Here is a 15,927-nt window from a genome sequence, read left to right on the forward strand (position 1 = left end):
CTTAATCCTTGGTTGCGGCAATGACTTCCTGGTAGTACGGAGGCGAAACCGAGCTAGTAGAAAACGGGTTGCTGCCTTGAGCCCCGCTGCTGATATAAGTTCTATCAAGGGTGGTCAGATCAGATGGCTTTTTCCATGCGGTTGCTCCGGATCCGGAAGCCACGGTTACCTCCTCGACAAAGGCCTCATAATTTTCCGTATCCGCTCTTATGGCTTTCAATGTTTCCGGATCGGTCGCATGGTAATCATAAATAAACATGGTGTGCCGGTGATCATTCAAATCATGGCTGTGCCCAGCTTGCGGATTGATATCTCCTCCGCTGCCGATATCCCCTGTTGCGGCATAGCAGAGCATGGCGTTGTCCTGCCAGTCGTCTTTACGCGTCCATCCGGTCGGCGCGGTATTTTGCCCGAACGCCGCGATACAGGTGCCGGCTTCGATATCTCCGGCGATACGGGCCGCTGCCTCTGCGGCATCGCCGGCTATCCTTGCTGCGGTTTCCTCGTCGGACGCAGCCTCGAAATACTGCAGCCACCGGTCCATAACCCGGAACGCCCAATTGAAATATTGGAACGGCGGTTTTTCCAACTTCAGCCAACCGGCCAATTTTTTGGCGCCGGATGGCTCGATAAATTTATCCGGGTCATCATCGGTGATCCACTCCAAATGCCCGGTTGTCGGTTTATCCGCCACGTTTTACTCCTTTTCTCAATTCACTTCTGCATTTTCGATCCCATTGACTGTCGGCGTTTCCGTCCAGTTTACCGTTGGTCCGGATGCGGCCTCCTCATCATAAACGTAGGCGCCTATGGGCCAACCCTCCGTGTCCATGCTTCTCGCGTCGATAATGATCTGATCCGGATCGGTGTCGTGGAACACTGTATCCGGTCCAAAAGCAAAGTCCCAGGGAATTGGATACGACTGCCCTTGGATCGTCAGTGTTGCGATATTGCCGCTCCCGAGATCCGCGCCCTGATCTATCAAAACGGTGCTGCTGGATGTCAGCCTGAAATCTCCTGCCGCCATATTACTAAGATAGGGATTGCCTACAGTATTCGTATCTGCAACTTGGCCCTGCAAGCCATTGTTGGTGAAACTGAGATCCGACCCGGCATCGGTTGTGTTGTCGTAAAGCCGCACAAAAATGCCGGTAGTATCCGGATCATAAGCGTGATTATTCCCTTGAATTATACCAGTTCCCGCGTCATCCAAATTGTCCCGTTGGCTCATAAAACGATAATCGGTCCTATTCATTCTGGCTTCGATTATCAGATTGTTACGAATCTTCGGCCCCTGCTCAAATTGATCTGCGTTGCAAGCCCACTTAATTCCCGAGTATGAGTAAGAGGTAGAAGGAAACCCACCCGCATATGTCCACCCAAGAGAAGCATCTTCGGTTGCGGGCCTATAGATGGTGTTGTTAAAAGCCCACATATTGACAAAATCGTCATGGCTCCCATTTTTTACTGCCGCATAGTTGATTCCCGAAAACTGGATGGTGTCCAAAATATTGGAAAAAACATATCCATTTATCACATCGAGCCCATTTAGCTCGAACGTCCCATCAAAAGCTTGCGAAACGTTAATACCCATCCCGCAATTTTTTACCCGGTTCCCATAAACAAAAAAGTTTGCCGGATCGTAACCAATAGAAATGCCGCCAGCGGTACCCCAATCTTTATCGTCAGCGTGGATATTGAGAACATTATTAAACCTGACAATAATTGGGCCTTCTGCCGTCAAGGCGGCATCACCTTTAATGTCTATGCCTATCCTATGATTCTGTTGATACCAAATATCGCGTACGATATTATATTCAACCAAAGCGTTGCGAACATCGTTCAAGTACATTCCCACCTGATTATAATCTGTGCTTTCCGCGTGCAGGTAGTTGAATGAGATAATTAGATCATCGACGTTATCAAGGCCCATGTGAGGCAAAACGGTGTAGGTATTATTGGGAGCCAGCTTTCCGATGTCATATAGATTGTTACCGTTATATCGACTCCCACCAATCGTCAGGTTATCCACAAAATCGTCTTGGCTTCCGGAGTTGGATTTTAAAACGGAAATGCCACGACCCATTAATGAGTAAAACGTACTGTTTGTGATTGTGCTCGTGTCTACGTTTCCATCATAAAGAACTCCGCTCACCGTCCGGTAAAACGTGCAATTATCGATGTCGATATTAGTAGCTTCGTTGGCGGTCGTACCGTAAATATAGATCCCCGAACGAAAAACCTTTGCGTCGCCACCGTTGGGAGAGCTGCCACCCACCGGGTCCGTGGTGGATGTCCAGGCAGTGGTCTGGCCATCGAAATCGATGTTTTTGAAAATAAGAAAATCCTCACCGGTCACATAGATGCAGCCACGATAATGGGATAGATCGTCGTCACTATCCAGACTCCAATAACCATCGGGCGCGGAGGCGTCGTAGGCGCTTGCATTTCCATCATACGTTACAGGATTGCCGGACGTGCCGCTATTGGGAACCGAAAACATTTCGGTGAAAGCCCCAGTAAAAATCACCGTATCGCCAGCCAGATCGGCAAAATTCCCCGTTCCAGCTTCCACAGTAGATTTGCTGGCACGGTTGGCGTAGTCGTCGCCGGATCCGTCACCAGCACTCGATTGAGCAGCCCAAAAATTGGCCGCGAAAACTGGCTGAACGGTAACGAGATAAACAAGCAGATATATGAGATATCGTTTGATCATTAGATGGGCACCTTAACGCTCACACGCGGCATCATATAGAGAAAGACATCGCCAGTTCCGCCACTACCATCAACCTGCAAAATAATGGCAACCCTGCACACGTCATCGCCGGCCGTGGTGGGTTTCACCAATGTCTGTAAGCCGCCCCCGGTCGTACCGGCATACAGGGGCTTGCCTTCATCCTGGTTGCCCGTCAGGGTCGTAAACCCATCCCGCCGCGCAAGCATACCCTCCACGCGCACCGTGATACTGTTTCCGGTTGTGGCCGTGGAAACCGCCACGCCAATCATGGGAAAGGTTTCCTTGTCCGTAGCCGTGACATCGGCGTCGAAAAGAAAGATGCGGCCGCCGTCATTCACACCATCGTTTTTGAAATAAACCTGGGGGAATCCGGAAAAACTGGCCAGATTGATATCCTCGCCGGCGGTCAGGGTGAGATAATCCACGGCCATATATTCGCCATCGGAAAGACTGCTCAGCGTGCCGGTGACGCCGGCCGCAACATACCCCTGGGCTTCGGCTTCGGTGGCGATCTGCGTGTTGGTCACATCCTCGAGCTTGCCTTCGTCATCAAGCTCCGATTCTTTCAAAATCGGCCCGTCGTCGGGATCCCATTTTCTCCACACCCCCTGGGTGGAGAAATCGTCGGGCCGGATAATGTCAGGGCTTGATTCGGCATCTGTGCCGTCCGCATCGAAGAGGAAGACTTGATAGGTAACCGTTGTGCCGCTGATGCTCGCCCTTACTGCCACGTCTCCATCGGAGAGATTCTCGTAATTCGGAGACCCGTAGCCCGTAATGTCCAGGGCGTCCAGGGCGCCGACGCCGCCGCCGGTCAAAGACGTTACGCCCCAAAGGTTGGCCGCCTGCCCTTGGGTCGCTACCAAAAGGATCAGCAAAGAAAAAATTGAAAGGATTTTTCTCATTTTAATAGTCCTTGAAAGTTATTCCGCCCGTGTCCTTGAAAGCGATGCCGCCCGTGTCCTTGAATGAAATAGCCACCCTTTCGGATGTCATCTGGATATAGGCCAATTCTCCGCCGGATGTCGGGTCGTCCACATCGCTGAATCCGTTGACCGTCGGATCGTCCGGATCGAAGCCGAAAGCGTTGGTGGGCGAAAAAATGATCGCCAGAAAATTCACCTCGACGCCGGCGGCCGACACCTTCTGCATAAGGTCGTAAACGAACTGGCTGATATCGCCATCGATTGGTTCGTCCGCATATAGATCGACCTGCGCCGGGTAGACCTCGACCACCCGGATGGTCTCGGCCTGGGAAATGATCCGCCAGACGCTGATGATATCTTCCAGCGTTCCCCGGCTGACCAGTTGCCCGCAACGCGCCTTGAGGAGGATGCGGTAAATGGCATCGCTCCAGCCGGCCCTGGGCGTGCCCACGATCCGGCCAATGCCGTCCAGCTGGGCGCCCTCGGAGTCGTCGATGCTCAGGCGCCCAGTCAGCGACGCAACGGCATCCTCCACCCCCTGCACCGGTTGCCCGTAAAGCGCCTGAATCAGCGCGGCAATATTCGGGCTGTGCCGGTACTGCATCAACAGCCGGGCCTGGGCGTCGGCCGTATGCGTGGTGATTGGAACAATCATGATGTCGTCACCGTGATGTTGCCGTGGGTCCAGGAGGACATCTCAACATCACCGCCCGACCCGTCGTCGATGTCCACGTTGTCGTCGCCGGTCGGTCCGGAATCCGTGCCGATCCTCACCGTCACATCGGTGATCCCGGCCACTTGGGCCAGCTGGGCCACCAGGCTCGGATAGACCACGATGTCCACTCCGGCGCCCAGATCATTTCCCCATTCCACCAGCAGATCTTTGATGACCGCATCGCCGTTGTCCGGGTAGTCGTCGTCAACCGTCAGGTCCAGCTCCAGGTAAATCGGGACCAGCACCGGCCTGGAAAACCGGCAGGTGTGGGTATAACCCTGGCTGTCCACCACATCCACGGATATATCGCCGTGAGGGCGAATGCCGGCCGGCTTGGCTTTCAGCATGAGCGTATCCGCAATCTCCTGATCCCGGTCGGTGACGCCCCCGGCCTGATAAACCACCACGGCAATCGATTTGGCCGGGATGCCGCGGGCGTCCGTTTCCAGCGTGTAGTTCTCGAACACGCTGCAGTGCTCGATGGCGGCTTTGGTGGTATCCTCGTTCAACGCCAGAATGGCCTTGCGGATCGCCTCGGTCGGCCCGGCATGGGATATCTGCAGGTTGTCATTTCTGCGAATTCTCAGCTCCGCGTCGGTTTCCAGGTCGCGCCCCTCGACGGCCGCGTTGGGATTGGTGACGCTGTCCAGCCCGGAAATCGGTGTGTCGATGTTGGTCAGCGCCCCGGCAGACACGGAAATGGGTCCGGTTTCGGTGGCGATGCAGTCCACCGTGGCGCTGCCGCCGGAAAGGGTCGCCTCTTCTTCGGTTTCGAAAGTCACATCCGGCGCACCGTCTACCGAGAGGACCGTTCCTGCCGGAACCACGGTGCCGTCGGTTCCGGACAGGGTGACGCCGGATATCCGGCTGTACGCCGCCGGCAGCCGGGTATGGGCCGTGATCGATGCACAGTGGTCCAGGCTGATGCCGTCGGCCGAATCCGGATACAGGGCGTTGTAGAGATCCTGCAGCGCCTCCCAGAGCAGGGCCTCGCGCTCGGCGAAAATACTTTTCAGCTGGCCGAACACGGATGGTGCGGTCGTGTTGATGTGCACCCCGAACGCGGCCCGGAGAGCGCCCTCGATCTCCGCTTCGCACTCGTTGATGGTTTTAAGGACAAACCCTTGCGCTGTCAGGCCGCTCATGGCACCACCTCTTCGAAGTAGATCTGCTCGCCTTCCTCATTGATCGCCCCGAACGCCACTTTCAGCTGCCGGGTCCGGGAATCCGCCAGCAGATCAAACGCAGTCAGCTCAACGATGCCCGGCGTATTGATAATGACCGATTTGAAAATGCCATCCAGCACCACCGGGTTGGATTGCTTCACGAGAACTTGCTGCAAATAGGGTACGCCCTCGCGCAGGTCCCGGAACCATTCACCCATCCACGTCTTCAGCCGCTGGGCCAGGTGTTGCTCGATGGCGTCGCCTTCGGTCACCTTGGCCAGATCGCGGTTGGAGACGATCAGATCCCAATTGCTGTCCAGGGCCAGGTCCACTATTCGAGGTCCCCCTTACCGGTCAGCGCCCCGCCCAGGCTGTCCAGAAACGTGCCAGGTGTGGCATTTCCGTTGGCCGTGATGTGGTCAACGATAGCCGTACAGATCACCTGCCACTGTTGCTCGAGGATCGCCTTCTCATTGACGTCCAGCATGCCGCCCGGAACCGTGGCGGCAATCGCCGCCGCCACTTCCGAACCCATCTGGTTGCCGTTCATCGCCATCGCTATGTCCTCTTGATCGTTGCCAGCCGGCTGCGGTCATCCTGCAGTGCTGTGATGGTCGTATGGTAAAACGGCATGGCGCCCGCCGCCGTTATTACCCTCGCATCGATCAGATGTCCGATGAGGCTGTCCACGATGGTGAGAAATTCCTCCGACGCGCCGGAAATGGAGATTTTCCCGGAAGGTTCCATCTCGATGCGCATCTGATTATTTTGCAGCACCGTATTGGCGGCGCTGGTATCGGATAGCGGGTTGCCGAACGGTCGCAGCCCGGGAATAAAAATCGGATCCTTGATATGATGAATCCGGGCATCGGACGGCGCTACGATCTGTCCGCTGCCGGCCAGCCAGGCGTCCAGACTGCGGTCCGCGAACACCAGCATGCCCAGGTCGCCGGATGCCACCGGAAGATGCAGGTAGGCACTGCCCCCCGCCGCCGACGGCCACTGCACCGGCACGTCCGTGATCACCGGAAGTTCCGCCCGGCCGCTGTCTCCTTCGGAAAGTTTCTGAATATACTGTTTTTTGAAAAGCGGCTTGACGTTGGCCTTCTGAGCAGAATGATCGTATTTTTCGATGCGGGCGGGAAGGCACACGCGCAGGTCCAGCATCTGGCGCCGGATAGCGTCCATGATGACTTTGGCCATCGTCTTGCCCGCTTTTCCGCTCATAGGGTCACCGCCACGCCTTCAGCGTACCAGCTCTGGCCGTGGGTATCGCCGACGAAGTCCACCGCCTCCAGTTTGTACAAACCGTTTACGGATTGATTCTGATCACATTGAATTTTTACCAGTCGGCCCGGTGCGATGCCGGGAAGAATCAGGGCCGTGAACTCAATCCCGGCCGTTCCTTCGTTGACATCGCGCAGCACGGGCACGCCCACCAGCCCGGTGGCGGGCGTAAGCAAAACAGCCTCTGCCGGCAGGGCCTGGTTTTTGGGCAGCACCTGCAGCGTGTTATTCTGGATCGACCACTCCAACCCCTGGTTTTTGGTCAGCCGATCCATCGCGTCTTTGCTCATTTCGGATAGCACGTCACCGCGCTCCGTTTTTTTGGACTCGATCCCGATCATGGAACCCAACGCCACTTTGCCCTGTTCGACGAACGACTTGGCCACATCCTGCATGATGGCTTTCATGTCCGTGCCCGCCGCGTAACTGCGGTCCACGTGCACGCGCCGGATTGCATTGCGGCCGTCCCCGCATTCGATGGTGGTCACCCAGTCGGCGCCCTGGCGGGAAACGTAGGCGCGGGCGACGTCGCCGACGTAGAGCGTTTCCAGGCGGTCCCCGTAACCGGCCTCCAGCATCACGAACGCATCCTCTTTGCTCACCATCGCCCGCGAATTTTTCGATAGGTTGTACAGGGTGATTTTGGCCGTGTTGGGAAAGCTTTCCGAGTTCTTCTCGATCTGGAACACCGTGCGCAAACCAGTAATCTTGAGGGCCTCGCCGCTTTTGCGGCTGCCCAGGGTAACGGCGCTATTGCGTTCGAAAAGCCGATCACTCATCCTCGGCCTCCACATAGATCAGCTTGACGTCCTGGCCGAAATTCTCCCGGTCCGGCTCGCCGTATGTGTCGACGAAGTTGACCACGAACAGCCGCCCCGGGGGGAATGCGGCGTCGGAATAATGGGCCAGCAGGTCCACACCCAGGCGAACGGCCCGGCCGGCCAGAAGAACCGTCTCGTCGGCGGCCAGCAGGTCCAGGAACCAGGCATCGGCCCGAGTGTTGTACCGCAGCCGGAATCCGTACACCGTGCCGTCCAGTTCGATGTTGAAACTCTGGTAGGGCGTATCCGCCGCAACGGGTAATGCCACCAGGCCCATTACTCATCTCCAACAATCAGTTGATAAAGCCAGCTGGCGTACTTTTCCTCGGCGTCGCTCAGCGTCGAGGATTGCTGCCGGCCGGCCTGCTTTTCGGAAGATCCCAGATCCCGCGTATCCTCGCTCAATGCCTCCCTGGGCACCGCCACCGTCTCGCTGTTGACGATCCGGACTTCCCGGAAGGAAGCCGAGAAAACCAGCGCCCCGGCATTTTGCGCCGTGCGCAACGGAGAAAACCGTTCCATCACCATGTTCGTAAATGTGGCCAGCCCCGACACGATGGTCAGCAAAACTTTTTTCTCGTAAATTTCCTCGAATACATCCAGGGCCGCCCTGGCCGGCTTCGGCGATGCGGCCACCATGCGATTGCCCAGGATAACCGCCGCCGCCGTGGCCACGGTTTTCGCCGGTCCGGAAAAAATCCCGCCCACGATGCCGGCGGCATTGCCGATCATGGCCGTGGTCAGGTTGATGGGCGAATCGCTCACTGATCCATCGATGTTCAGCGTCCGGCCCTTTTGGATGATGTGGTCCGAGATCTCGGAACCGTCCTCCACCGCGTGGGCCGTGGCATGGGCGTCAAGGGAAAACCGCTCGCTGTGCGTGCAGTCCACCTGCAGCAGCACGCGTTCCGCATCGCCGGTGTTGTACTGCAGGGTCAGCCGGCGCGGAAAAAAAACGGTATGAATGCTTTCGAAGGCCATGATTCACTCTGCCGTTGCCGGCTCCAGATATCCGGAAGCGTCCTGGAGCATTCGCTGAATACCATCCGACACGCCGCTTCTCACCGCGCCGGCCACTTCCGATGCCGGCGTGCCTTCAGGGACGCTGACGTTGATGGGCGCATTGACGTTAACACGCTGCCGGTTGTTGACAATGCCGGCAGTGGAGGCAGGCGCATCGCCCGGCCCCATGCCGAATAGCGAAAAAATATCTTGTATCTTGCCGCCCATCCATTTGGCGCTCGTCTCCAGCGGATCGTCGATAAACTTCGTTACTGCTTCGATTTTATCTAGGATGGGCTGTAGAATCTCCTTGATGATAAAATCGTAAATGCCTTGAAAGATCTTAAAAAGCTTATCCTTCCATTCGATTGCTTTTAACCGAACCGTCTCGAATGCCTTCTTGAAGTTCTCAACGAGCAACCCGGTAATGGACTTGTCTCCCTGGATGTATCGATAGATATCCTCGAGCACCAGGGTGATGCCCGCTGCGGCTGCGGCGATGGCTGCCGGAACCCATGCGGCCGGACCCAGGGCGGCCAACCAAGCGGTGATGGCGGACAGGCGCACCGCCGCCAGCGCCCGCACGATGGCACCGAGCCCCATCAAGACATTGGCAATGGCAGAACCGGCCCAAACCGCCATGAACAGCCCGCCTGCGATCCCCGCCAATCGCATGGCCCGCTCCAACCCTCCGAAGCGGTCGACCAGATCGGAGAGAATAATGTAGAGCACCCGGCCGACATCGATCATGCCCCGGATAAACTGGGTCAGCGCGCGGATCGCCCCTTGCAGGTTGGCCTTGATGATCTCCCGGTGCGTCGCCACCCACAGGCGGAACTGCTGCAAGCCCCGTATCATCATGGGCAGCAGGCCCACGCCCACGGCATTCTTGATACCCACCAGCACCAGCTGCGCCCGGGTCATTTCGTCATTGAACGTCTCGGCGTTGCGGGCATCCGCCTCCCCGATCACGAAGCCCAGGGAGCGCGCGTCGGCCCGCATCTCCCGCAGGGCTGCCCCGCCGTTGCGCAGCATGTTGACCATGCTGACGCCTTCGGTGTCGAACAACTTGAAGGCCAGGGCCACCCGCTTGCTGGGGTCTTCGATTCGCGCCATGCCGTCGGCAATGTCCTCGAGCAGATCGGCGCTTTTTCTCACACGTCCTTCGCCGTCCGTGACGACAACGCCCAGCTCCCTGAGGGCGTCCTTGGCCACGCCGGTGCCCTCGGCAGCCTCGGCCGCCCGGCGGGTCATGCGCTGGAGGCCGGTGTCGAAGTTGGTCTGGGCGATGCCGGACAGCTCGGCGGCATAGCGCAGCTCCTGAAGCGCCTCGACGTTCACTCCCAGCTTGTCGGCCGTCTTGGCCGCCTGGTCGCCAAAGCCGGCCACCTGTTTAGTCAGGCCAACTAGGAGCCCGGTACCCGCCGTTACCACCGCGCCCAAACCAAAAATCATATGCTTTGCGCTTCGGACCCCTTTTTCCAATTTATTGAGGTCTTCGTCTTTAACGTCGAAGCCGATGCTGACGAACAGATCGCGGATCTTCATGATTGTTTGCCCCTGCGGTTATCGACCGCCCACCGTTCGGCCTCGGACTGGATGTCCAGGGCCTCGTGGGCGTCGGCCAGGTCGCACAGCGACCAGTGGGTCTCGATCTCTTCCAGTGTGGTGATCCGGGCCGCCACCGGACGCCACAGATACCAGTTTACGTTTGTGGGTCCGGGGTCATAGCCGCCAGCCTGGCCACCAGGTCCCTGGCGGCGCCGGACCATTCGTCGAAAAAATCCGAGTACTCCGCTTGCAGCGCCGCGCCGACCACCTTGAACAGGTGCGGCAGGCGCCCCTTGAAAATCGAATCGAAGTTCCGGGACACTTCTCCGCGTCCCTTGCAGATCGCCTGGGAGAGAAGATCGTCCACGATGCCTTCGACCTCGTTTTCGTCGATACGGTCGCACAGCGCGCCCATTATTCTGGAAATGTCCAGGTCGGCATCCATGAGGCTTTTGAAATTGGCCTTGGCACCGTCCGCCACGGCCCCGGCAGGTGCGCCCACAATCTTGAAGATGCGCAGCAGCAGCTTCATGGACTGCTTGGGCGGCATCTGGTGAAACGTGTACTCATGGTCATCGATGATTTTTACGACGGCTTCTCTTCCCATCAGTTACCTCCCACGGTGAACTCGGCCAGCGCGCCCTTCAACGTCCACTCGCGTTCCCCCGACTCCTTTCCAAACTCGCTGCCCGCCTGCCGGATCACGGTCCCCTCGGGCATGGCATACAGGGAATACCCGGAGCTGTCCTTCACCACGCATGAAAGCAACGCATCTGACTTCTCATAGGCGGAAAGAACGCCGTTGTCCTGTGATGTCTGTGGCAACGTGATCTTAATGGCGCCCAGGGTGTTCAGGTTTTTGGTCCGGGTCGCCTCGCCGGACGTGCCGGCCGAAAACGACCAGCTGTCCTCGTCGCGTCCGACCACGACCTTGTTCCAGCTCTTGATGATCGATCCGCCTACGATCAGGCTCACCTGGTCGGGGTTGTAGGTTTTGGTCTCCATGATGCCTCTCCTCGTTTTCTATGTCCTATCGCCTATAGCCCGATCTTTACAGTGTCAGCTTGCCGGCGATGCTCACCTTGTGCACCGCGTAGGCCAGCGTGGCGGCGAACTCCACGTCGTTGAGAAAACGCTGGGCCTTTTCCAGCGGGTCGAGGGCGTCGATGTCCGGCATGGTGATGTCGACGGTGCCGGCCACGAGAAAATCGGCGTCAACAGCTTTTTGCAGCCGGTATCGCAATTCGGTCTCAATCACCGTCAAACCCTGCACGGTAAAGGGAATCTTGTTCGCGTTGATCAGCTTCAAGTAAATACCCTCGGCGATGCGCGCCTTGAGCCAGTCGCACCCGCGAATGGTATCGATGTACTCTCCGGATGCCATGACGCCTTCGCCGGAAATGATATTCACGCCGGCCACGGTTTCGTAAAAATTGGCGCTCTTGGCTTTCAGGTTGGTGACGGCGGTGGTGGTCAGATCGTCGGCCGTGATCCCGGAAAGCTGTTTGAATTTCCAGGTGATGGATCCGGGGTCCTCGGGCAGGCAGCGTCCCAGCCAGGCCCCTTCCGGATAATTGGCGTGGTCGGCGCTGTACATGATCGCCGTTCGGTCGTAGGCCGCCGCCTGAAGGGTGGAAGCGATGTCCGTGTCCGCACTGGTGATCATGGCCGCTTCTGCGATGCAGGCGATGAAGATCTTGTCGCGCGGCTCGATCCAGGCCGCCGCCGCCGCGATATCGGCGATCTGATCGGACTCCTCGCCGTCGCGGGTAAGCATCAGGGCGTACCAGTCGCCATGAGCCTCCTGCATGGCCGACAGTTCGTCTCCCAGGGTCTCGGCCGTATCGTAGCGGCCGATAACGATCTGCTCGGGCCGGATGTCCTGGCCGAACAGGGCCGCCGCCGCTTTCCATTGCTCCGTGGTCGTCTCGAAGTCGGCCTCGATCGCCTCGATGGAATTGTAAACGCGGTACCGGTCGGTGGTTTCTCCCTCGGTGAATTCGGCATTCGCCAGCGGCCCGAATACCAGCGGCGTGCCGAATCCGGCCTGGGTGATCTTGGCCGTCTCGCGGGTGATGTTGACTACGACAATGTCGTTCAGTTGGGTTCCCATGATTTACTCCACCTCGATGGTTATGGTTTGGTCGCAAACGCCGCTGGAGATGCCCACCTTGTGGATTTCTCCCGGCGTATCGGTTGCAGCCTCGGCCCAGGCGATGAAAATGTCGATCACCGCCCGGCCTTCGTGCTGGGTGTCCATCAGCGCCGTGATGTCGCGCGGGCCGTCATGGCCCCACACGGCAAACCCGGCTTGCCTTAGGGTCGTCTGGTGGGTCGGCAGCTGCAGGGCGTCTTCGACCGCAACCGCCATGACCAGGGCATTGTCGCCGAAAGTGCTCACGCTCAGCGTAGCCAGCTTGCGCAGGGCATGGGCAAAGGTGTCCTCGGCATCCCACCGCTGCTCTCCCGGACCGGTGGACTGCGGTCCGGCAATGATGTCCAGGGAAGCAAACGGCGCATTCGGACGCTGGCCGCCCTCATGCTCCCAGATGACCGTGACGCCGGTTAAAATCGCCTGAATCCAGGCGTGCAACGCGTTTTCCCGTGCGGTGCTCAGCCGCTGCATTATTGCTCCTCGACGCGCATCAGCCGCGCCTTGTAGTGCGGCTGGTTGAACGGGGTCCAGTCCTCGACCGCCTGGACTTCGTATTCGATGCCGTCTCCCCGCTTGACAACATCCCCGTTCTCCAGGGCGAAGGCGGTGTAAATCTTGAGCGGCTGTCGTTCGCGGTCGCCCTCGGGCAGCTGCTGCAGTTCCCTGCCGGACAGCGGCTGGATGTTGCCGGAGGCCGAATGATCGGTGGCCGTGCCGTCCACCCAGCGTCCGTTCACGTAGCTGCCGGCGGCCTTTCGGGTGACGGTGATGGTTTCAACGGCCAGCTTCATAGTTTTACCTGGTGGTTGATGGCATCTCTTAAATGGCCGTCGTCGTTGAGCGGCTTAGGTTTGGTGCGGCCGCGCCGGATCTTGGCAGCCTTGACCGAGTCCGCGTTTTCAACATAGGGCTCGCCGCCGGCCAGAATTTTATTAACGACCTTGCCAACAAACCAGATCCCGAGGCGGTTCAAAAACGTCTTCTGATTTCGCTTGCCGGTAACGATGTCCACTTTGGCCTTATCCACGATCTTGCGGACATTCTCTTTCTCTTCGTCCAGCGTCGAACGCAAAAACGAGCGCTTCGGGATCGTGACGTCGTGATTCTTGCCGGCCCGGTCGGTCCCGAACTCGTTGGCCCCGGCGATGATCACCATTTCGGAATTCTTCTCGCCGAAAACGCCCACATCGACACGGCCGTGCAGCTTTTTCACCTGCCGCTCGAAATCCTCCATTCCGCTGTCGATGATCGTCACGCTCATGGTCTCACCGTCATGATGCCGGCCACCGTGCAGCGCCGCAGCCGTTTGTACTCGCGGCCGTACTTGGTTTCGTCCAGGTCATCGGCGTTGCTCCCTGGGACGGCATAGGTGGTGGAAACGTCGCCGGTTTTCTCGCTGGCCACCGCAGGTCCGGACTCGGATTTGGCGATCATGGACAGCTTGTGGGCCGCCAGGTAGCGCTGGGCCATCTCCTGTTTCGCCCCCCAGGCCGATTCGGTGATCAGCGTCGCCACATCGGCCAGGATGAGGTCCCAGGAAGCCTGGGACGCCCCATCCAGTTCGGGCGCGATGGCCAGCACGTTGGCTGCGTTGGTGTCGGACACTTACGCCTCCGCTTTTTTCTTCTCGATCTCGGCGATCTTTTCCAGCTGATCGTCGATGGCCGCCAGCACGGTCTTGCGCTGGCTGCCGGATGCCTCGAAGGACCGGTATTCTTCCAGTTTGGCCACATCCGTAGTTCCATCGACCAGCTCGACGAAATCCTTGGCCGTCAGGTCGTCAAGGCTCACCGTTTCGGTGGTCTCGGTCGGCTTGCCCACGGGAACCAGGAAGTTTCCGTAATGGTGTTTCCAGTCCTCTTCTCCGGCGGTTTTCAGGACCGCCTCGAAGATTTCCGGATCCACGTTGTTGTTGCCGGGATAAAAAGATACCTCACCACGGGCCTTGCCCTTTTTCCAGGGCAGATGGGTCAAAGTCGGGCTTGTGTTAACGACGATCATGTCACCCTCCTGTAAAACGGCCCCGGCCAGACGCCGGGACCAGTGTCTGTCGAAATTTCGGTTAGATGCCGGTGAAAAAGAGAAACGCCAGCGGATAGCGAACCACCACGCCGCCGATGCGCGACTCTCCGGGCACGATCATTTCCAGGCCCTTTTCCTGGGCCGGGTAAACGGTCAGTTCCATCGGGATGCGCAGCTCGAAATTCTCGCGGGATTTCTCGTAGATCACCGCCCCGTCCTTGGTGCCGGAAACAAAGGCGTTGTCCAGCTCGCCATACATGGGCTCGATGGTTTTGAGACCGAACTTGTCGGACTTGGAAAGGATGAACTCCAGAATCGTCACATCGCTTTGCGCGCTGCGCGGCGTGCCGGCGATCAGATCGTACTGCTCGTTGGGCAGCAGCATGGTGTCCGCCTCATGCACGCCCTTGGATTGGCTTCTTACCTTGGCGGTCATGAGACGGACGTCGGTAATGATTTCGTCCGGGGTCTTGCTCGCCCAGTCGGGCGTGCCGGCATCGCCGTTTAGGGCCGCCAGCGTGGGAATGCTGCTGTTGGTCAGAAAGCCGGGAATGCCGCTGGCCGAATGGCCGGTCCAGGCAATGGCGGATTCTTTCTCACGGATGCCGCGCCGCTGGGCCGCAGCCTTTTCCGTTTCCAGGCCCACGCCGGCCATCATGGCGGCCCGAATTTCCTGTCGATTGTAGCCCACGGCGATACCCAGGGAACGAACCGGATGGGACACGCTCTTGCCGTAAACATCGGCACGGGGCAGGTCCTGGCTGTAATCGGAAATGATTTTTGCCATGCCCACACGGTCGTACATGATGTACGTGATGGTTTCGGCGCCGGGGTTGTCGCGGTTGGACACCGGGATCAGGTAGCGGTACTTGAGTTCCCGCTCCTTGTAACGGTAGATCTCGGCTTCCACCGCTTCGAGCTGGCGCGCCGTGAACAGCGCGGCGTTCTGATCGATGGCGTCGAGAAAGACTCTCACTGCGTCAATGCGAATCATGATTTCTCTCCTCGCTAAAAATTCAAATCGGGCTGGCCGGTTAGGTCAGGTTGAGATCCAGCAGGGCCAGCTCCCCGGCCGCCGCGTCGGTAACGAACTTGGCGTTGGGCAGGGCCACCGCATCGGTGCCGTCGGCATCGCTGCGGAACGCGCCCAGCTGCTCGCCGGCTCCGGCAACAAAGCGGACGAAAGCCGCGCTCTCGGCCGTTACCTCGTCTTCCACCGGAACCCATACGCGGCCTTTTTTGATCACCGGCATGACGTCGCCGTCGGCGTAACCTTCGTCCTGTGGCTGGGTATGGCTGCGCACAACCACGCCCAGGCCCACCAGGCCGGTCACCTCCCCAGTGGCATCGGGCAGAACGGCCAATCCTTCACCGCTGCCCTTGGTGACGAACACGCCGAAGGGAACGGTGTCCCCATGTTCGTTGGTGTAAGTGATGATGTCGGACGGGCCGATATCGGCAATTTGCCCGGCGAGCCCGACGGCCATAGACGATCTGACTTCTGTCTGCATGATATACTCCTCGGCGTTGCGGTTTAGAGTAAAA

23 protein-coding genes are annotated in these 15,927 nt (G+C 58.5%); all 23 read right to left on the minus strand.

The window, feature by feature from the left end:
* Nucleotide 1: 1 nt before the first annotated feature.
* Nucleotides 2–694 carry a hypothetical protein gene (locus GN111_RS08890; protein WP_155303423.1) on the minus strand — a complete coding sequence of 231 codons (693 nt, stop codon included), beginning with the start codon at nucleotides 692–694 and terminating at the stop codon, nucleotides 2–4.
* A 15-nt stretch (nucleotides 695–709) separates the two neighbouring features.
* On the minus strand, nucleotides 710–2,716 hold the full coding sequence (locus GN111_RS08895; protein ID WP_155303424.1) for a right-handed parallel beta-helix repeat-containing protein: 2,007 nt from the start codon (nucleotides 2,714–2,716) through the stop codon (nucleotides 710–712).
* A complete protein-coding gene (locus GN111_RS08900) occupies nucleotides 2,716–3,642 on the minus strand; it encodes a hypothetical protein (RefSeq protein WP_155303425.1) in 927 nt (308 codons plus the stop codon). Before GN111_RS08900 ends, GN111_RS08895 begins: the two co-directional genes overlap by 1 nt.
* A 1-nt stretch (nucleotide 3,643) precedes the next feature.
* Complete coding sequence (locus GN111_RS08905) at nucleotides 3,644–4,318, minus strand: baseplate wedge 1 family protein (RefSeq protein ID WP_155303426.1); 675 nt, start codon at nucleotides 4,316–4,318, stop codon at nucleotides 3,644–3,646.
* Nucleotides 4,315–5,523 (minus strand): baseplate J/gp47 family protein, encoded by a 1,209-nt coding sequence (locus tag GN111_RS08910; RefSeq protein WP_155303427.1) that lies wholly within the window; start codon nucleotides 5,521–5,523, stop codon nucleotides 4,315–4,317. Before GN111_RS08910 ends, GN111_RS08905 begins: the two co-directional genes overlap by 4 nt.
* The gene (locus tag GN111_RS08915; RefSeq protein ID WP_155303428.1) at nucleotides 5,520–5,876 is read right to left on the minus strand and encodes a contractile injection system sheath initiator; all 357 of its coding nucleotides are present in this window, start codon (nucleotides 5,874–5,876) and stop codon (nucleotides 5,520–5,522) included. The genes GN111_RS08910 and GN111_RS08915 overlap by 4 nt, the downstream gene beginning before the upstream one ends.
* Nucleotides 5,876–6,094 (minus strand): hypothetical protein, encoded by a 219-nt coding sequence (locus GN111_RS08920; RefSeq protein WP_155303429.1) that lies wholly within the window; start codon nucleotides 6,092–6,094, stop codon nucleotides 5,876–5,878. The genes GN111_RS08915 and GN111_RS08920 overlap by 1 nt, the downstream gene beginning before the upstream one ends.
* A gap of 8 nt (nucleotides 6,095–6,102) precedes the next feature.
* The gene (locus GN111_RS08925; RefSeq protein WP_155303430.1) at nucleotides 6,103–6,771 is read right to left on the minus strand and encodes a Gp138 family membrane-puncturing spike protein; all 669 of its coding nucleotides are present in this window, start codon (nucleotides 6,769–6,771) and stop codon (nucleotides 6,103–6,105) included.
* On the minus strand, nucleotides 6,768–7,610 hold the full coding sequence (locus tag GN111_RS08930) for a phage protein (RefSeq protein WP_155303431.1): 843 nt from the start codon (nucleotides 7,608–7,610) through the stop codon (nucleotides 6,768–6,770). Before GN111_RS08930 ends, GN111_RS08925 begins: the two co-directional genes overlap by 4 nt.
* The gene (locus GN111_RS08935; protein ID WP_155303432.1) at nucleotides 7,603–7,929 is read right to left on the minus strand and encodes a phage baseplate plug family protein; all 327 of its coding nucleotides are present in this window, start codon (nucleotides 7,927–7,929) and stop codon (nucleotides 7,603–7,605) included. Before GN111_RS08935 ends, GN111_RS08930 begins: the two co-directional genes overlap by 8 nt.
* Nucleotides 7,929–8,633 carry a phage baseplate protein gene (locus tag GN111_RS08940; RefSeq protein WP_155303433.1) on the minus strand — a complete coding sequence of 235 codons (705 nt, stop codon included), beginning with the start codon at nucleotides 8,631–8,633 and terminating at the stop codon, nucleotides 7,929–7,931. The genes GN111_RS08935 and GN111_RS08940 overlap by 1 nt, the downstream gene beginning before the upstream one ends.
* Before the next feature lie 3 nt (nucleotides 8,634–8,636).
* Nucleotides 8,637–10,202, minus strand: coding sequence for a phage tail tape measure protein (locus GN111_RS08945; RefSeq protein WP_155303434.1), 1,566 nt, complete (start codon nucleotides 10,200–10,202; stop codon nucleotides 8,637–8,639).
* On the minus strand, nucleotides 10,199–10,339 hold the full coding sequence (locus GN111_RS33335) for a DUF6889 family protein (RefSeq protein WP_170302195.1): 141 nt from the start codon (nucleotides 10,337–10,339) through the stop codon (nucleotides 10,199–10,201). Before GN111_RS33335 ends, GN111_RS08945 begins: the two co-directional genes overlap by 4 nt.
* A 20-nt stretch (nucleotides 10,340–10,359) precedes the next feature.
* Nucleotides 10,360–10,812: a phage tail assembly chaperone gene (locus tag GN111_RS08955; RefSeq protein WP_155303436.1), complete on the minus strand. Its 453-nt coding sequence runs from the start codon at nucleotides 10,810–10,812 to the stop codon at nucleotides 10,360–10,362.
* Complete coding sequence (locus tag GN111_RS08960; RefSeq protein ID WP_155303437.1) at nucleotides 10,812–11,210, minus strand: hypothetical protein; 399 nt, start codon at nucleotides 11,208–11,210, stop codon at nucleotides 10,812–10,814. Before GN111_RS08960 ends, GN111_RS08955 begins: the two co-directional genes overlap by 1 nt.
* A 46-nt stretch (nucleotides 11,211–11,256) precedes the next feature.
* Entirely contained in the window at nucleotides 11,257–12,318 is a 1,062-nt protein-coding gene (locus tag GN111_RS08965) for a DUF3383 family protein (RefSeq protein ID WP_155303438.1), read from the minus strand.
* 3 nt (nucleotides 12,319–12,321) lie between these two features.
* Nucleotides 12,322–12,831: a phage neck terminator protein gene (locus GN111_RS08970; RefSeq protein WP_155303439.1), complete on the minus strand. Its 510-nt coding sequence runs from the start codon at nucleotides 12,829–12,831 to the stop codon at nucleotides 12,322–12,324.
* Nucleotides 12,831–13,151: a hypothetical protein gene (locus tag GN111_RS08975; RefSeq protein WP_155303440.1), complete on the minus strand. Its 321-nt coding sequence runs from the start codon at nucleotides 13,149–13,151 to the stop codon at nucleotides 12,831–12,833. The genes GN111_RS08970 and GN111_RS08975 overlap by 1 nt, the downstream gene beginning before the upstream one ends.
* Nucleotides 13,148–13,621, minus strand: coding sequence for a hypothetical protein (locus GN111_RS08980; protein ID WP_155303441.1), 474 nt, complete (start codon nucleotides 13,619–13,621; stop codon nucleotides 13,148–13,150). Before GN111_RS08980 ends, GN111_RS08975 begins: the two co-directional genes overlap by 4 nt.
* A complete protein-coding gene (locus GN111_RS08985) occupies nucleotides 13,618–13,965 on the minus strand; it encodes a DUF4054 domain-containing protein (protein ID WP_155303442.1) in 348 nt (115 codons plus the stop codon). Before GN111_RS08985 ends, GN111_RS08980 begins: the two co-directional genes overlap by 4 nt.
* On the minus strand, nucleotides 13,966–14,361 hold the full coding sequence (locus GN111_RS08990; RefSeq protein WP_155303443.1) for a hypothetical protein: 396 nt from the start codon (nucleotides 14,359–14,361) through the stop codon (nucleotides 13,966–13,968).
* Between the two features lie 61 nt (nucleotides 14,362–14,422).
* Nucleotides 14,423–15,376, minus strand: a complete 954-nt coding sequence (locus GN111_RS08995; RefSeq protein ID WP_155303444.1) for a DUF2184 domain-containing protein — start codon at nucleotides 15,374–15,376, stop codon at nucleotides 14,423–14,425.
* A 40-nt stretch (nucleotides 15,377–15,416) separates the two neighbouring features.
* The gene (locus GN111_RS09000) at nucleotides 15,417–15,893 is read right to left on the minus strand and encodes a structural cement protein Gp24 (RefSeq protein ID WP_155303445.1); all 477 of its coding nucleotides are present in this window, start codon (nucleotides 15,891–15,893) and stop codon (nucleotides 15,417–15,419) included.
* Between the last annotated feature and the right edge of the window lie 34 nt (nucleotides 15,894–15,927).

This window comes from Desulfosarcina widdelii (genome assembly GCF_009688965.1).
GTDB lineage: Bacteria > Desulfobacterota > Desulfobacteria > Desulfobacterales > Desulfosarcinaceae > Desulfosarcina > Desulfosarcina widdelii.

Bases quoted from the DNA above. Each gene is read 5' to 3' on its own strand.
- GN111_RS08980 (WP_155303441.1), bottom strand. From the start codon at position 13,621: ATGAGCGTGACGATCATCGACAGCGGAATGGAGGATTTCGAGCGGCAG.
- GN111_RS08895 (WP_155303424.1), bottom strand. From the start codon at position 2,716: ATGATCAAACGATATCTCATATATCTGCTTGTTTATCTCGTTACCGTT.
- GN111_RS09000 (WP_155303445.1), bottom strand. From the start codon at position 15,893: ATGCAGACAGAAGTCAGATCGTCTATGGCCGTCGGGCTCGCCGGGCAA.
- GN111_RS08990 (WP_155303443.1), bottom strand. From the start codon at position 14,361: ATGATCGTCGTTAACACAAGCCCGACTTTGACCCATCTGCCCTGGAAA.
- GN111_RS08955 (WP_155303436.1), bottom strand. From the start codon at position 10,812: ATGGGAAGAGAAGCCGTCGTAAAAATCATCGATGACCATGAGTACACG.
- GN111_RS08900 (WP_155303425.1), bottom strand. From the start codon at position 3,642: ATGAGAAAAATCCTTTCAATTTTTTCTTTGCTGATCCTTTTGGTAGCG.
- GN111_RS08945 (WP_155303434.1), bottom strand. From the start codon at position 10,202: ATGAAGATCCGCGATCTGTTCGTCAGCATCGGCTTCGACGTTAAAGAC.
- GN111_RS08960 (WP_155303437.1), bottom strand. From the start codon at position 11,210: ATGGAGACCAAAACCTACAACCCCGACCAGGTGAGCCTGATCGTAGGC.
- GN111_RS08910 (WP_155303427.1), bottom strand. From the start codon at position 5,523: ATGAGCGGCCTGACAGCGCAAGGGTTTGTCCTTAAAACCATCAACGAG.
- GN111_RS08995 (WP_155303444.1), bottom strand. From the start codon at position 15,376: ATGATTCGCATTGACGCAGTGAGAGTCTTTCTCGACGCCATCGATCAG.
- GN111_RS08965 (WP_155303438.1), bottom strand. From the start codon at position 12,318: ATGGGAACCCAACTGAACGACATTGTCGTAGTCAACATCACCCGCGAG.
- GN111_RS08935 (WP_155303432.1), bottom strand. From the start codon at position 7,929: ATGGGCCTGGTGGCATTACCCGTTGCGGCGGATACGCCCTACCAGAGT.
- GN111_RS08940 (WP_155303433.1), bottom strand. From the start codon at position 8,633: ATGGCCTTCGAAAGCATTCATACCGTTTTTTTTCCGCGCCGGCTGACC.
- GN111_RS08920 (WP_155303429.1), bottom strand. From the start codon at position 6,094: ATGAACGGCAACCAGATGGGTTCGGAAGTGGCGGCGGCGATTGCCGCC.
- GN111_RS08925 (WP_155303430.1), bottom strand. From the start codon at position 6,771: ATGAGCGGAAAAGCGGGCAAGACGATGGCCAAAGTCATCATGGACGCT.
- GN111_RS08930 (WP_155303431.1), bottom strand. From the start codon at position 7,610: ATGAGTGATCGGCTTTTCGAACGCAATAGCGCCGTTACCCTGGGCAGC.
- GN111_RS08975 (WP_155303440.1), bottom strand. From the start codon at position 13,151: ATGAAGCTGGCCGTTGAAACCATCACCGTCACCCGAAAGGCCGCCGGC.
- GN111_RS08905 (WP_155303426.1), bottom strand. From the start codon at position 4,318: ATGATTGTTCCAATCACCACGCATACGGCCGACGCCCAGGCCCGGCTG.
- GN111_RS08970 (WP_155303439.1), bottom strand. From the start codon at position 12,831: ATGCAGCGGCTGAGCACCGCACGGGAAAACGCGTTGCACGCCTGGATT.